Below are 14,700 nucleotides of genomic sequence, written 5' to 3' on the forward strand. Positions count from 1 at the left end.
CAAGTGAGGACCTTCGATGCATCTGACCATTCTCGGCGCTACCGGCGCCACCGGACGTGAACTGACTCGCCGAGCACTGGACCGCGGCCATACAGTGGTCGCGCTCGCCCGAGAACCCGAGCGGATCACCGGACCGGATTCCGAAGGTCTCATCCGCGCGGCGGTGGATGTCCAGGATCGCGATTCGGTCATCCGAGCCGTCCGCTCCGATACGACGGTTCTATCCGGGCTCGGCGTCTCCGCGGGCGGCGCACCGGGAGTTCTCACTCTCGGTGCCCGTGCGGTGATCGCCGCTGCGCCGCAACGGATTCTGTGGCTCGGCGCCTTCGGTACCGGCGCGTCCGGCGGCGCGGCGGGCTGGGCGACGCGCTCCCTGCTGAGGGCCTTCATGCGCGCCGAACTCACGGACAAGGTCACCGCCGACACTGCGGTCCTGGAGGCCGGTGGCACCGTTTTCCACGCGGGTCCGATGTCGGACGGACCGCTTCGACCCACCCGCCGGACCGTGGGCCTCGAGGACGCGCCGAAACGATTCTTTCCCGCCCGCATCAGCCGCGCTACGGTCGCGGCGGCCATGCTCGACGAAGCCGAACACCCCCGGTTCCCCGGCGCGACCGCGGTTCCACTCGACACATGATCCTGGCGCACTACTGGAGATCCCGTCAGGACAACCAGTGGTGACCGTTTCGTCCGGCACGCGGGCCTCTCGGTGAATACCCTGCGAAGCGGTCATCAACTGACTCCTGAAACCGATAATCGGACGCCGATCGGCTGGCGGGCGCGTGCACGTACCAGGGGCGCGGATTTCGGCCACTCTCCGGCCGTTGCGGTCGACGTTGCAGATATTGAATTCGTATCCGGTACAGGTGCAGAGCAGCCCGCACCCGATGATCATCACAGGTCCCGATTCGCCTGGCAACGCATCCCTGCTGTTCAGTTGGCCGCAACTGTTCGTTGCTAACCTGCGCCCGTGCCTGCACGACTGGTGGTGAGTGTCCATGATGTTGCTCCGGCATCCGAGCGGGAAACCGCGCGCTGGTGCGCCGACGCCGACGCCTTCGGCATCCCGGTGTCGATCCTGGTTATCCCGGGTCCATGGCGGGGTGCGAGCCTGGCCGACGCGCCCGACTACGGGAAGTTCCTGCGCGAGCGCCGCGCTCACGGCGACGAGATCATGCTGCACGGCTGGGAACACCGGGCCCCGAAGGAGGGTTCGTTCGCCCGCCGCGCGGTCGCCCGGATGGTGGCACGCGGCGCCGCCGAATTCGCCGCGCTCGATGTCGCCGCGGCCGACGCCCGGCTCCGGCAGGCCATCACGGTCATGAACGAGATGGGCCTGACCACAACGGGTTTCACCCCGCCGGGCTGGCTGTCCTCGCCGGCCTCGGACCGGGCGCTGCGCCGGGCGGGCTTCTCGCACACCACCGATCACTTCGGCGTGCGGGATCTGCGGACCGGCCTTCGGGTGCGCGGGTTCGCGCTGTCGCAGCGCCCCGGCGGATGGGGTGAACGCACCGCGGCCGGGCTATTACCCCGGCTGGCCGATCGTGCCGCGAAGCGCGACGGCCTGGTCCGAATCGCCCTGCACCCCGACGATCTGCACTACCCCGGGCTGCGCGACGCCGCGCTGCGGGGAATCGATGCCGCGCTCTCCGCGGGTGCGCGCCCGGCCACCTATGCCGAGGTGATCGGCTGATGCGGATCGTGCAGGTCGCCAACTTCTACACCCCGGCGTCCGGAGGTTTGCGGACCTGCGTCGACGAGATCGGCCGCGGTTATCTCGCTGCGGGACACGATCGGGTTCTGGTGGTACCGGGCCTGTCCGACGCCGACGTGCTCACCTCATCCGGGCGCCGGATCACGGTGCGCGGCCGCCGATTCGGTGCGGCGGGCTACCATGTCCTCACCTCCGCGCGCACCCTCCCGATACTGGAGAGAGTGCGCCCCGAGGTGCTCGAATGCAGCGACAAACTGAGCATGCGCTGGCTCGCACCGTGGGCTCGCCGTAACGGGATACCAGTGGTGCTGTTCTCACACGAACGCATCGACGCCATCCTGCGCACCCGGGTACCACCCGGGTTTCCGCTCGTCACGGCCGCGGATCTGGCCAACCGTCAGCTGGCCGCACGCGCCGAACATATCGTCGTCACCTCGGGTTTCGCGGCTGCGGAGTTCACCCGCATCGGCGCCGCGAATGTGCGCCGGATCCCGCTCGGGGTGGATCTGCACACCTTCCGCCCGATCGATCCCGGCGTGGTCGGTGCGGTGGGCGGGCGAGGGCACACGACGATCGCCACGGTCTCTCGTTCCACGCCGGTGGTCCAGCCGTCGGCGCTGCCGCGAAAGGGCAGCAGCACAACGCATTCCGCCTGCCGCCGCTCGGAGCGCATACGATGGTTGCCGCGCATATTAGGTCCGTCACGAACGTCGAACACGGCATCGCGCCCGGCATCGGGCCCCGGCGAGAACCATCTTCCGAATCGCTCCAGGCGAACCCCGGTGGACCCCGCCGGTCACTCTCCGGCAGACCCCGCCGCGAGCGCACTACACCTCGGCCGGTCCGCACCGTGGAATTCCGGCCCGAATGCTCTGCCGCACTGGCAGTTCCACTCGGCGCAGCACTATCCGAACAGCACGGTCCAGCTCGTGATGGTGAGCAGGCTGTCCCGCGAGAAGTGTCCCGACCGGGCGATCGATGCGGTCCGGCTGTTGTGTGACAGCGGTATTCGGGTCAGCTTGACCGTGATCGGCGACGGACCGCTACGGGAATGCCTGCAGCGCCAGTCGGCCGACCTGCCGGTGACCTTCCTCGGCTATGTCGCGGATCGCAACCTGGTGGCGGCGACACTCGCCCACGCCGACATCGCCCTGTGCCCTTCCCCTGCCGAGACTTTCGGCCTGGCCGTCCTCGAGGCGCTCGCATGCGGCACGCCCGTGGTGGTCCCGCGCGACGGTGCCGCCCGCGAACTGCTCGGTCCCGCGGGTTCCGGCGTCGACTGCGACGGCACCCCCGCCGGTCTCGCCGACGGTGTGCGCATCCTGCTCACCCATCCCGCCGATCGGCGCCGCCAGGCCGCCCGCCGCAGCGCCGAACGTTTTCCCTGGTCGATCACCGTCACCGGAATGCTCGCGCTCTACGCCGACCTCAAACCCGGCGCGATCTCCGCCTGATCCGCGAGAAACGAATCCAAGCACCTAGAACGGATTTCACTACACCTGGTCGATAGCCAAGGTATCGCCATCGCGTCGGTCCCGGATGCCGCCGTCACGTTGTCCGCGAACGTCGCCGCCATGCCCGTCTTCGGCATCGCCAGCGCGTCCACCGCGAAGGTCACCATCGGGTGCGTGGTGGATGTCGCCGTCGTGTCGGCCGGGAATGGCGCTGTCACGGTGGTCGTGAATGTTGCTGTCACGCTCGTCGTGGAGGGTGGGTGAATTCGCGAGCAGTGCAACGCCTCCGAGGATCAGGGTGGCGGCACCTGCCAGGGGGACCGGGTGTGGTTCGGTGGCCGCGGCGAAGAGGGTGAGGCCGGCGACGTAGCTGAGCACCGGATCGGTGATGGTCACAGTGGTCAGCGCGGTCGGCAGGGAGCCGTGCGCGAACGCCTCCTGGATGAGGATGCCGCCGATGATGGTGGTCACTGGAACGCCGAGCAGTATCCAACCGTACCGATGCGGCTCCGACGTGCCGACGGACACCAGCACCGCGGTGCTGGTGACGCAGAAGCCTGCCGCCATGGCGGTCAGCGAGGCGCGCAGCTGGGTCGGCCGGGTCGCCCGGGAAAGCAGGAACAACACGACCACCGCTATCACCACCACCGTGCCCGCCCGCGGCAGCGTCTCCGGTCGCGGCACCCCGTGCGGGACACCCTGAGCGATCAGCAGGACCAGCCCGGTACACACGATGGCGGCGCCCACCCAATCCCGGCGCAGCAGTGGGCGGTTCCGCTGTCGCGCGGCCAGCGGCAACGCGAACAACAGTTGCACCACCAGCAATGCCTGCACCATCGGCAACGGACCCAGCCGCAGCGCCACCGCATGGCATCCGAACCCTGCGACGCTCGCGCCCTGGCCGACCAGCCAGCGCCGGCTGGTCAGCATCCGGCGCGCAAGCGGACCCACCGCCAGTACACGCACGCCGCTCGGCTCCGCGGTCGCCGCCTGCCGTACGGTGTCCTGCTGCAATGCCGCAGCGACGGCGAACAGCACCGCAGACACCACCGCACAGGCGATACTGCCCGCCAGGCCGCGTCCGTTCGTTCCCGCCACACCGCACATCCTGGACACCCCGTATGAACCACGGTTGTCCCCGGGGTGACGGCTACGCCCTCATCACTTCGACACAGAACCCGCCAATGCAGACAGCTTCGGGCCCGCGCCCGCGCGGAAAACATCCGTACGAGTCCATTCCGACTTTTCGGGCGTGCCACAACCCTTGAGCGGCAGGCAATCTCGCCGGAACGCTCGCTCATGGCCGATTATGGGATGGTCTCGGTCGGCGTGGTGCGCAAGTCAGTCCGCTCGACGGCCGGCGAGAAGGCGGAACGCCGCCGACGCACGTGTCGCCAAGGCTGCGCCTCGCATCAGTCGGCGGAAGGACTTGCTCGACGGCCCGGGTAGCAGTCCGGCGAGCTGGACCGCGTCGATGAGGTCGTAGAGGGTCTCTCCCTCGGCCATCACATTGTCGGTGTTGAAGGTGTAGCGATCGACGGCGGTGCACTGCACGAACGCGCCGTTGCCGGGGATCGAGATCGCATTGTCGTCGTAGGGATGCAGCTTCAGTGGGCCGACGAGGTGACCGGAACCGAAGTATCTGACCACCATTCGCACGGTGCCGTCGGGTGCGACATCGACGTAGGACTGGCCGGGGATCGGGTCGTATCGCCAGTCGGGGATGGCGTCGAAGAAGGCGAAGTTGTACTTCACGAATTCGTCGAGACCTAGCATCGTGGCGCCCAGGGTGGTGACGTCCTTGTAGCGGAGATCCTCGGCGTAGAGCTCATGGTTGTAACTCATGTCCCGGGCCTGCCAGCTCCACCAGTACTTCTTGGCCCAGTCGAGTGTCCAGGCGATGTCGAGGCCGTGTTCGCGGTAGAAGGCGATCTTCTCCTCGTATTCGTCGAACCACGCCGAGGTCATGGCGGACAATTCGGACTCGTCGAGGACCCGCACCGGCTCGGCGCGATTGGTCAGGATCCGCGGGATGGGTTGGGCCAACCGCGGCTGGGCCAGCGCTTCCTGAAACTTGGCCTCGTTGAACATCGACTCTCCTGAAATCAGGAACCAACTGCTTCCGGATGTAATCTTCACTGTTATCGTGGTTTCGTGTCAAGGAGCTATGGCGGCAGATCTGCGGAGGATCGCACCGCCGGCCGCCGTTCTCGCCTGATCGACGCCGGAATGACGGTGGTCGGAACCCAGGGAGTGGCCGCCCTGGGCATGCGGGCGGTGTGCCGCGAGGCCGAATTGAGCCAGAAGTTCTTCTACGAGAGCTTCGTCGACACGGACGCCCTGCTCTACGCCGTATATGGCGCCGCGCTGTCCCGATTGGAAGAGGCAGTGCAACCCGCACTCCGCACTGGCAACCTGGCCGGGATCATCGATGCCGCGGCCCAGTTGATGGAACGCGATCCGCGAATCTGCCGGATCCTGCTGATCGAGCCGATTGCCGATCAGCGCCTGCGGGTGCACGTGCGGGCCCTCGCCCCGGCATTCGGCCCGCTTCTCCTGGGCGGGATCGTCTCGGGCGACCCTGGTGATCCGCGGGTCCGGATGCGCTACTCCGGCCTGTCGGGTGCGATCATTTCGCTCTTCATCGAGTGGACCGAGGGCAATCTCGGCGACGATCGTGATGCCTTCGTGGCACACGTCGCCTCGGTTGCCGAACGATTGACGGGCGTCACCCTGCCCGATGCGACCTGACACGGGCGCCCCGAACATCGGGGACTTTCTGCTTCCATGATCGAAACCGCTACCGCTCGGCGTCGCGCCGGGGATTGGGCCGTGGCCTGTGCGGCCGCCGGTTTCGATGTCGAAGTGCTCGGCGAAGCCACCACCGAACCGTTGAAGCTGCCGCCCGGCGCTGTCGACGAGTTCGATCGGTCGGTCGATTCGGTGTGGATCGGCCGGACTCGGCGGGTGCGGTGCGGATTCGCTGTGACAGCGTGTCGTAGCGGCGGCGGTTGCGGTAGCGCAGCACACGTGTCGGAGAGCGGAACCGGCTCGCGGTCGGCGAATATTCGCTGGCCGTAATCCGCCTGGACGCGGGATCATTGTTCACCTGTGTCGCTCGTTCGATTCGAGACGCGAGGGGGAGCATGAGTTCACGCGCGACGGCGGTAAAGCTGGTGCTGCGTTTTTATGGTCGGGAAATGGCCTCTCGCAAGGCCATAACGATTCCGGCGCTGCTCGGGCCGGCGCTCGGCAATATCTGCAACCTGTACATCGCTCCGCTGATCGTCGCCATGATGGTCGGCCGGGTCGCGGTGACCAGGGATACGAGTTTCGGGGCCCTGGCTTCGTATACCCTCGCCTTCGGTGGCACCCTGCTGCTCGCGGAACTGCTGTGGCGCATCGGGATTCACTGCTTGAACCGAGTCGACGCCTACGGAATCGAGCACCTGTATGTGTTTGCCATGGACGAGCTGCTCGCCAAGGACGCGGCTTTCTTCCACAACAACTTCGCCGGTTCGCTGACGAAGCGCTCGCTCAGCTTCGCGGCTCGGTTCGAACAGTTCGTGGACACCCTCGCTTTCGAGATTCTGGCGGCACTGGTGCCGCTGCTGTTCGCCTCGGTTGTGTTGTGGCGCTACAACCCCGTGCTGGTGGCGGCGCTGATGGGGATGATCGTGGTGACCGCGCTGGTCATCATGCCCTTGATCCAGCGCCGCCAGAAGCTGGTGGACGACCGCGAGGCCGCCATTGCGCTGGTTTCCGGGCATCTGGCCGACAGCGTGGCCAATATGCAGGTGGTGCGCGCCTTCGCTGCCGAACCACAGGAGGCGGCCGAGCATCAGCGGCGGGTGGCCTCGGCGCGGCGAAAGTCGTTGCGCTCCTGGGATTACGCCAACCTGCGGATAGATACGCTGGTGGCGCCTCTGGTAGCGCTCACCAATGTGATCGGCCTCCTGATCGCGGTGGGTCTCAGCGGCGGGAATGCGGGAGTGGAGGCCATCGTGGTGGCATTCACCTACTACTTCAACGCCACCGGCATCATGTTCCGATTCAACCAGATCTACCGGCGGTTGGAGACCGTGCTCACCGAGGCGGCGCAGTTTACCGAACTGCTGCTGGACGAACCGAAGGTGCTCGATACCGAGCACCCGGAACCACTGCGGCCCAAGGGCTTCGACGTGCGGTTCGAGAGCGTGAACTTCACGTATGGGGGTGCGCGGCAGCTGTTCCACGAATTGGATCTGCACGTGTCGAGCGGCACCAAAGTAGGCCTGGTCGGACGATCCGGTGGTGGCAAGACGACCATCACCCAACTACTGCTGCGGTTGATGGATATCCAGTCCGGCACCATACGCATCGGCGGGCAGGACATAGCCCGGCTGCGGCAGGCGGATCTGCGCAGTCTGATCGCCTACGTGCCACAGGATCCGGCCATGTTTCACCGGACCCTGAGCGAGAACATCCGGTTCGCACGCCCGAGCGCCACGGACGAGGAGATCCTGCGGGCCGCCAAGGCCGCGCACGTCACCGAGTTCGCGGACGCGCTGCCGCAGGGTATGGAAACGCTCATCGGCGAGCGCGGCGTGAAACTGTCCGGCGGCCAGCGTCAGCGGGTCGCGCTGGCTCGGGCCATCATCCGGGACGCGCCAATCCTGCTCCTGGACGAGGCCACCAGTGCCCTCGACTCGGAAAGCGAATTGCTTGTGCAGCAAGCACTTTGGGAGTTGATGCAGGGGCGTACGGCGCTGGTCGTCGCGCATCGGCTGAGCACTGTGGCCGGAATGGACCGGCTGGTGGTGCTCGACCACGGGCGCATCGTCGAGGAGGGGACACACGAGGAGTTGCTCGCTGCGCAAGGAACATACGCGCAGCTGTGGCGGTACCAGTCGGGCGGATTCCTCGGCGAGGACGTCGTCGCCCATTGATTGTGCGCGGCCTCGGCGGTATTGCTGTGAGCCGTCGAGGGACGTGTCAGTGGCTGACTACGTCAGCGCCCTCATCAGCGGGTTCGCTATCGCCCCCGGAATGAGGAGTGGCCGCAGGCACGGAGCGGCTGCCTCCTCGACCGTAGTCCCGAAAGCGGTGAGCAGGACCAGTCCGGCGGCGATCGGTGCCCAGAGATCCGTACGACTGCAGACAGCCACCTGCCCCGCACGGATCAGCCCGTAGGCCAACGCTGCGAGCCCGCTGATCGACAGCAGCATCCCGGCCGGGTCCGGCGGCCGCAGGGTGGGGCTGCGAAAATTCGGGACCGGTGTGGCGATTCCGAATTTGGGAGGTGGTCATGAACACCTTCGAATGCGGTCGGTGAGAATTGACGATTGGCCGTAAGCAATCGTCAGACCCCTGTCAATTTTCGATCTCTGGTTCAACGTGTTGCGGCTGAATGGATTTCGTTGCCTATAGCGGGTTTCCGGTAATCTCGTGAACTTGTTGTTCAACCTGTCGCCACCGGAGGGCTTTTATGGCGCATGGCCTGTACTCGGCATTACCGCGCGTGCACACCATCATTCATCCGGTCGGTCGCCGCAGATTTCGACCGACAGCTGCCAATATTTCGCGCACGGTTCTGTATTTCGATGTGGACACGATATCGAGGACTTTCACTTCAACTCACCGTGCCATGCACACACTCGAACGGCCCCAAAAGATCCAGTGATCACCTTTCATGCTTGGACACCTGTATAGGTTTGCTGACTCGAAAGGAACTGCGATATGAGCTCTCTGGGCACCCCGCTCAAGAAGATCGTCGCCACCAGCGCGATCATCGGCGGAGCCGGTATGGCATATGTCGGCCACGCTTCCGCCGCTACCGATCAGGAATGGGACAGCCTCGCCGCGTGTGAATCGGGCGGTAATTGGAGTATCAACACGGGCAACGGGTTTCAGGGCGGCTTGCAATTCTCGCCGGGCACATGGGCTGCATACGGCGGAGCCGCGTATGCGCAGACTGCCGACAAAGCCACCCGTGAGCAGCAGATCGCCGTCGCCGAGCAGGTACTCCTCGCTCAGGGCTGGGGGCCTTGGGCAGGATGCTCGGCAGCGCTCGGCCTCCGGTGAGACACAGAGGTGTCCAGCGGGTACGACCGAGCCCACGGCCGGTGTTCCGGGTCAGTTCCGCTTCAGGGTGCCGACACTCAGTGATCCGCTCGCAGCGGTCCGCAGCTTCTTCTCTGCTTCGCGGACGTAGCTGACGGGATCCTTGTCCACGGGCTGGACGCCTGCGTAGTTGCGCGCCTCGTAAGCGGCGAACGCGACGGCCAGCTGATGGCGGCGCGGCAGCCCGGCCAGGCGGCGAAAGTCGATGAGGCCCTCGCGTTCTTCCTCGGCCATGTGATCGCTGTTGGCCGTGTTCGCTGCCGCGACGGCCGCGTACCAGCGATAACGCACCTCCGAGCCGCCCCGCTGCTGACGCACCGACGTGCCGCCCCGCTGCCGGTCTCGCCCGTGAACTTGACATTGTCACTGTGTGAAGGCCTTCACTGGCTGTCGGAGGTGGTCCCCATCAACTCGACACACAGGAATCCACAGGACATGCGACTGCTCGACGCGTTGGCGGCTGGGAACTCGTCGACGCGGCTCGAGGCGGCTCTGGCAGTCGGCACGCATCCCGAGCCCGGCTTCGTCGACGCGCTCGTAGAACGGTGCGCGATCGAGCCGGACTTCTTTGTGCGCGACATGCTCACGTGGGCGCTGACCCGTCTCCCGCCGGAGATCACGGTTCCGAAACTCCGCGCGGAACTCCGTTCCGAACGTGCACAGGCCCGGAGCCAAGCGCTGCACACGCTGTCCAAGATCGGGGACAGGGACGCATGGCCCGCAATCACGCGGTCATTGCTGCACGACGCGGACGACGAGGTCGCGCGGAGTGCGTGGCGCGCTGCTGCCGTTCTCGTGTCCGACGGCGACAAGCAAGGGCTGGCCGTGGAGCTGGCCACGCAATTCGGCCGCGGTGACCGGGAGGTACGACTGAGTCTGAGCCGTGCTCTCGTCGCGCTCGGCGATGTGGTCGAGCCGGTTCTCCGAAAGGCGCTGGCAAGTCACGACGCGACGGTGCGTGCGCACGCGAGCGCCACGGAGCGGCTGCTGCATGACCCGGATGCCGGATTCGACCTGGCCGTCGGTGCGGCGAGACGGGTCGCCGCGCTCGGTCCGGACCGGGCGGAGACAACTGCGTGCTGATCGGCGAGGTCGCGCGTCGCTCGGGGGTGAGTGCCCGGATGCTCAGGCACTACGACTCCCTCGGTCTGGTACGACCGACGGGTCGCACCGTGGGTGGCTACCGGGAATACTCTCCCGAAGACATCCGGCGGATCTTCCATGTGGAGGGGCTGCGGTCCCTGGGGCTGTCACTGAGCCAGATCGGACGCGCTCTCGACGGTCCCGGATTCACCCCGTCCGGACTGGTCGGTGACCTCATCCGAAAGACCGAAGAACGACTGAACCGGGAGCGAGAACTCCTCGACCGGCTCCGTACGGTCGATGCGGCCGAGCCCTCCGACTGGCAAGACGTCTTGCGCATCGTCGAGCTCCTGCACGGACTCGGTTCGCAGAGTGCCGCCCGGCGGCAGCAGGCCGTCCTGGCTTCGGTCGAGGACGTGCCCGCCGAGCTGTTGGCCGAGGCGGTACTCACCGAATCCGATCCGAACGTTGCCGGGGCCCTGCGGTGGGCCCTCACACGGGCCGGCGGCGATGGTGTGGCGAGTGTGGCATCCGGCATGGGCTCGGAGGATGTAGAGGTCCGGCGGCGCGCGGTTCTGGCGCTCGCCGAGCTGCCGGGCGACGAGGCGACCGCGGTGCTCACGGACGCGCTCGGGGACGTGGACGCGACGGTCCGTAGACATGCTGCGCTCGCACTGGGTGCGCGGGGTGTGACCCGGGCTGTGCCGGAACTTGTCGGCACTGTGGTCGAGGGTCCGAACGATGTCGAGGCGGCCGAGCTCTTGGGAACGTTGGCGCGGGACGCGAAGTGGGCGGACCGGATCCTGAGAGCGCTGGTCGACGAGTTCACCGCACATACAGCGGACTCGGCGGTGCGGATCCGACTGACCCAGGCACTCGCCGAGATGCCGGGAACCATCGCGCTGGATACCCTGCGGCAACTGGCCCACGACGATGATCGGGCCGTGGCCCTCTTCGCGTCGGCCCTCGTGGAAACGCTCGAAGAACGGCTGGACGACGAGCTCGGGCAGCCTTAGAGGCGTTCGCTCATCGCTCATGCGGTGGTGACTGGTCACGTAGCGATCTGTCGCCATGTCGCTGGAAATCAGACCCAGGTGGTCGCCAGCCAACCGGTCACGGCGGCTACGAGAAGATGTGTGATGTTGAGGGTGACCCTTTGATCTTCGCCGGTCAGGTGGACCGGGATCGCGCCGAGTTGCAGGAGTACGAAACCGATGGCCGCGGCCATGGCGAGCCAGGGCGCGAGGCCGGTCAGTGGGGGAAGGATCAGTCCGAGCGCGCCGAGTATCTCGAGCACGCCGACGGCCCGGACCGCCGGTAGGGGCAGGCGGTCCACCCAGGCCATCATGGGCCGGAGTTGATCCGGGCTTCGAATGACCTTCGCCCCGCCCGCATAGAGATAGAAGAGGGCGAGCAGGCTGGCAATGATCCAGAATGCGATGTTCACGATTCCCATCCTGCGGTGACGTTCCTTGCTTCGTAGGTCATGTTTCGATTGCACCGCCGAGACGTCGAGGGCGTCCAAGACTTGTTCTGCGATTCCGATACCGAACGGGTATCGTCGCAGCGTGGAGCTACGTACGTTGCGCTACTTCGTAGCTGTCGCCGAAGAGCGCCACTTCGGTCGTGCCGCCGCCCGGCTGCATATGAGCCAACCGCCGCTGAGCCGCGCCATCCAGCAGCTGGAGACAGAAGTCGGCGCCTCCCTGTTCGACCGATCACCCACCGGCGTCGGTCTCACCCGGGTCGGCGCGGTACTGCGCGCCGACGATCCGCTGGCGCGCCGCGAGCACCTGAAGCTGGCCGATCTGGCCGACCGCCGCTGGTTCCAGTTCCCCGACGGCACCGACCCCATCTGGCAGACCTATTGGAACGGAGGCGAGTCGCGGGAAGGCCCGGTGGTGCGGGTCGTCCAGGAATGCGTACAGGCCGTGCTCTGGAACGGCACTGTCGGCATAGCTCCTCTCGGGCACACCCTGCCCGAGGGACTGGCCGTCGTCCCGCTGATCGATATGGCGCCGAGCCGTGTGGTGGTCGTCTGGAACGAAGGTGACACCAACCCCTTGATCCGGTCGTTCGTGCAGACAGCAACGGCCGCATATCACGTGAATGGGCTGCGGGCCCAGTCAGTCCCAATGAGCACCAGCGGCCGAGCGTGATCGGTTATCCCGAAGCATTTCTCCAGTGCGATGTGCCTTGGACGAGCAGATCGGCCATTCCGAACTGAAACAGGCTGCCGCGGAGCTGATTTCGGTGCGGCTAATCGCACGGAAAGGATTGGTTCAGGCGGGTGCGGATCGCCTCCACCGTGGCGCTGAGCCGGATCTGGTGCGAGCCCTGCCAGTAGATCCGCCCGCAGTCGCCGCACTGTCGGAACGTGTCGTAATGGCGTCGGGTGAGTGGTTGCAGGCGATCTTCGACCTCGGCTTTGGCGACCGCGACAACAGCGCCACCGCAGCGCAGGCAGCGGGTGAACGGCGCCAAGTGCTCGACGAGATCCAGCCGTCGGATCACCTCGACGATCTGATCGACCGGCTGATCCGATCTGATGTACACGCCGTGAGTTACGTTGCGCCGCTTCAGCAGTCCGCGGTCGCGGGTGAGCAGGATCCGGTGCTCGGCCGCCGACAGTTCGGCGAGGGCCGCGTCGTCGGCGTCCCACCGACAGTGCACGTCCAGGCCCATCAGCCGCATCAGCTTGGCGAGGCCGCCGAGATTGACGTCGGCGACGAAGCGCGGCTCGCGCAGTGGGTGTGGGCGCACCCTGGTAACCGGGCCGATGTCCAGGGTCTCGAAAACGGGATAGGCGGTGATCCGATCACCTTCGCGGGGGCGCTGGCCGAAGGTCACCGGTTGCCCGTTGACCAGAACCAGGTCGACCTCGGTATGCGGGATGCCGGCCGCCTCGATGACGTCCTTCACGCTCTGATGCGGACGGAACGGTCGACGCAGTACCGCGTACCGCTCGCCGGGCCGTAGGAAATCGTTCAGCTCGGCGTAGACCCGCAGGTCGACGCTCATTCGACGAATACCGCCATCGATGCCGTGAATCCGTGCAACGCATTGCGGCCGGCGATGGGACCGATCTCGCCCGCGGCGAAGATGCCCGCGAGCGGTATGCCGTCGAGCAGGTCCTCGATCAGTGCGGCGTCGTGGTTCGCGACCCCGAACATCCGGCGCCCCCGTCCGTTGCAGGTGAACAGCAACGCACCCGCCGGGTGTCCTGGCAGGTCCGAACCCACCCGGACGAGGGCCGCACGCAGATCTTCGTCCGCCCCGACCGCGTCGCGGACCTGGAACTGCACGGTTGTGCCGACCTCGACGAGCTCACCGATCTCGAGCGCGCCGCTCGACGGGTCGGCGCCGAGGAGGCCACGGATCAGGAAATCGCCCTGCCCGGGTACTGCCAGATGCTCGTCGACCACGATGCCGATCTGCAATCCGTGTGTCACCAGTTCCTGCTGGTCGGGTGGCATTACCTCGACGATCTCGCGTAACCGCACGATCGGCGGTCGGCCGCCCAATTCGGTGATCAGCGCGCCACGCGCGCCGGTGACGATATACGGATAGCCGATCGGTCGGCAGCCCTGCGACACGATGGGGACACCGTGCAGTCCGGGAAGTCGCACGCCGACCGCGCCGGAGGTCACCACATCGCGGTCGCGGAACAGCCGGCAGCCGCCCGGCCCCCGCGCGCCGCTCACCAGCCCGCCCATCACGGTGGTACCGGGCAGCTCGGTGTTCAGGTGGTCGAGCAGAATGTCGGCGGGGAACGAGAACGGGTCCGGCAGCAGCAGGTGGAAGTCGCGTGCGGCCTTGTCGAAGCGGTAGCCCGCGAGTACCCCTCCGGTCGCCGTGCGGACGAAGTCGAGTTGGAATGTCTCGGCGGCGGGCAATCCGGATGCCAGCCATACCGCCACCGCGGGCTCGTCCTCGATTTCACGGCGGCCGGCGACGATCGCCTGCGCCACACATCCGACGAGTGCGGGCACCTGGACCGTCTGGTGGACTCCGGCGAGTACGGCCGCGGCATCGTCGGTATGTGCTCGTGATGCCAGCAGCACAGCAAGCGACGGCGTCTCGCCCGCGATCTGATCGCGGGCGTGCGCTGCGGCTTCGGCTCCTGCCTGCCACGCTCCAGGCGCGGTGGAGAGCCCTACTCCGATCCGCACATCTCTATGGTAGCGAACCCCAATGTGAGCGTGGATAGTGTTGCCGCACAAGGCATTTCATCGGAATCGGACCAAATTACGCCGTCGGGGCGGTGAGTGTGGGCATCGGTAAGGGGTGCAGCTGGTCGTCTGGATGCTGAGGGCGCCGTAATCCCAGCACAACACGTTGTAG

General features: G+C 66.5%; 16 protein-coding genes and 1 pseudogene. 10 read left to right on the plus strand and 7 right to left on the minus strand.

Annotated features, from left to right (window positions below):
- The first annotated feature begins 16 nt into the window (after positions 1–16).
- The 3 genes from ACZ60G_RS14075 to ACZ60G_RS14085 all read left to right on the plus strand — a co-directional run bounded on the left by ACZ60G_RS14075 (position 17) and on the right by ACZ60G_RS14085 (position 3,171).
- Entirely contained in the window at positions 17–637 is a 621-nt protein-coding gene (locus tag ACZ60G_RS14075) for an NAD(P)-dependent oxidoreductase (protein ID WP_465810386.1), read from the plus strand.
- A gap of 333 nt (positions 638–970) precedes the next feature.
- Complete coding sequence (locus tag ACZ60G_RS14080; protein WP_465810388.1) at positions 971–1,696, plus strand: DUF2334 domain-containing protein; 726 nt, start codon at positions 971–973, stop codon at positions 1,694–1,696.
- Positions 1,696–3,171 (plus strand): glycosyltransferase, encoded by a 1,476-nt coding sequence (locus ACZ60G_RS14085; RefSeq protein ID WP_465810390.1) that lies wholly within the window; start codon positions 1,696–1,698, stop codon positions 3,169–3,171. The genes ACZ60G_RS14080 and ACZ60G_RS14085 overlap by 1 nt, the downstream gene beginning before the upstream one ends.
- 39 nt (positions 3,172–3,210) lie before the next feature.
- Here the strand turns inward: ACZ60G_RS14085 and ACZ60G_RS14090 are convergent, their stop codons facing one another.
- Positions 3,211–4,269 carry a DMT family transporter gene (locus ACZ60G_RS14090; RefSeq protein WP_465810392.1) on the minus strand — a complete coding sequence of 353 codons (1,059 nt, stop codon included), beginning with the start codon at positions 4,267–4,269 and terminating at the stop codon, positions 3,211–3,213.
- 243 nt (positions 4,270–4,512) lie between these two features.
- A complete protein-coding gene (locus ACZ60G_RS14095) occupies positions 4,513–5,262 on the minus strand; it encodes a nuclear transport factor 2 family protein (RefSeq protein WP_465810394.1) in 750 nt (249 codons plus the stop codon).
- A gap of 63 nt (positions 5,263–5,325) precedes the next feature.
- Here ACZ60G_RS14095 and ACZ60G_RS14100 point away from each other — a divergent pair, with 63 nt between their 5' ends.
- From ACZ60G_RS14100 to ACZ60G_RS14110, 3 genes are all read left to right on the plus strand, one after another.
- Positions 5,326–5,922 carry a TetR/AcrR family transcriptional regulator gene (locus tag ACZ60G_RS14100; RefSeq protein ID WP_387289368.1) on the plus strand — a complete coding sequence of 199 codons (597 nt, stop codon included), beginning with the start codon at positions 5,326–5,328 and terminating at the stop codon, positions 5,920–5,922.
- A 36-nt stretch (positions 5,923–5,958) separates the two neighbouring features.
- On the plus strand, positions 5,959–6,252 hold the full coding sequence (locus tag ACZ60G_RS14105; protein ID WP_465810396.1) for a hypothetical protein: 294 nt from the start codon (positions 5,959–5,961) through the stop codon (positions 6,250–6,252).
- Positions 6,253–6,371: 119 nt separating this feature from the next.
- A complete protein-coding gene (locus tag ACZ60G_RS14110; protein ID WP_465810398.1) occupies positions 6,372–8,099 on the plus strand; it encodes an ABC transporter ATP-binding protein in 1,728 nt (575 codons plus the stop codon).
- Positions 8,100–8,156: 57 nt separating this feature from the next.
- Here ACZ60G_RS14110 and ACZ60G_RS14115 read toward each other — a convergent pair whose 3' ends face one another.
- Positions 8,157–8,378, minus strand: a complete 222-nt coding sequence (locus ACZ60G_RS14115) for a hypothetical protein (RefSeq protein ID WP_465810400.1) — start codon at positions 8,376–8,378, stop codon at positions 8,157–8,159.
- Positions 8,379–8,889: 511 nt separating this feature from the next.
- Between ACZ60G_RS14115 and ACZ60G_RS14120 the strand changes: the two are divergent.
- Positions 8,890–9,228 (plus strand): annotated as a pseudogene (locus ACZ60G_RS14120) (transglycosylase family protein); the annotation flags it as partial.
- A 57-nt stretch (positions 9,229–9,285) separates the two neighbouring features.
- On the opposite strand, the gene ACZ60G_RS14125 reads toward ACZ60G_RS14120, so the two are convergent.
- A complete protein-coding gene (locus tag ACZ60G_RS14125; RefSeq protein ID WP_465810402.1) occupies positions 9,286–9,591 on the minus strand; it encodes a hypothetical protein in 306 nt (101 codons plus the stop codon).
- 117 nt (positions 9,592–9,708) lie between these two features.
- Here ACZ60G_RS14125 and ACZ60G_RS14130 point away from each other — a divergent pair, with 117 nt between their 5' ends.
- Together ACZ60G_RS14130 and ACZ60G_RS14135 are read left to right on the plus strand one after the other, a co-directional pair.
- Entirely contained in the window at positions 9,709–10,356 is a 648-nt protein-coding gene (locus tag ACZ60G_RS14130) for a HEAT repeat domain-containing protein (RefSeq protein ID WP_465810404.1), read from the plus strand.
- A complete protein-coding gene (locus ACZ60G_RS14135; RefSeq protein WP_465810406.1) occupies positions 10,350–11,372 on the plus strand; it encodes a MerR family transcriptional regulator in 1,023 nt (340 codons plus the stop codon). Before ACZ60G_RS14130 ends, ACZ60G_RS14135 begins: the two co-directional genes overlap by 7 nt.
- Positions 11,373–11,440: 68 nt before the next feature.
- Here ACZ60G_RS14135 and ACZ60G_RS14140 read toward each other — a convergent pair whose 3' ends face one another.
- On the minus strand, positions 11,441–11,803 hold the full coding sequence (locus tag ACZ60G_RS14140; RefSeq protein ID WP_465810408.1) for a DoxX family protein: 363 nt from the start codon (positions 11,801–11,803) through the stop codon (positions 11,441–11,443).
- A 121-nt stretch (positions 11,804–11,924) separates the two neighbouring features.
- Here ACZ60G_RS14140 and ACZ60G_RS14145 point away from each other — a divergent pair, with 121 nt between their 5' ends.
- Positions 11,925–12,515: a LysR family transcriptional regulator gene (locus ACZ60G_RS14145; protein ID WP_465810410.1), complete on the plus strand. Its 591-nt coding sequence runs from the start codon at positions 11,925–11,927 to the stop codon at positions 12,513–12,515.
- Between the two features lie 100 nt (positions 12,516–12,615).
- Here the strand turns inward: ACZ60G_RS14145 and ACZ60G_RS14150 are convergent, their stop codons facing one another.
- Positions 12,616–13,377 (minus strand): Mut7-C RNAse domain-containing protein, encoded by a 762-nt coding sequence (locus tag ACZ60G_RS14150; protein WP_465810412.1) that lies wholly within the window; start codon positions 13,375–13,377, stop codon positions 12,616–12,618.
- A complete protein-coding gene (locus ACZ60G_RS14155; protein WP_465810414.1) occupies positions 13,374–14,528 on the minus strand; it encodes an FIST signal transduction protein in 1,155 nt (384 codons plus the stop codon). The genes ACZ60G_RS14150 and ACZ60G_RS14155 overlap by 4 nt, the downstream gene beginning before the upstream one ends.
- Positions 14,529–14,700: the final 172 nt, after the last annotated feature.

The organism is Nocardia sp. NPDC102475 (assembly GCF_055584605.1).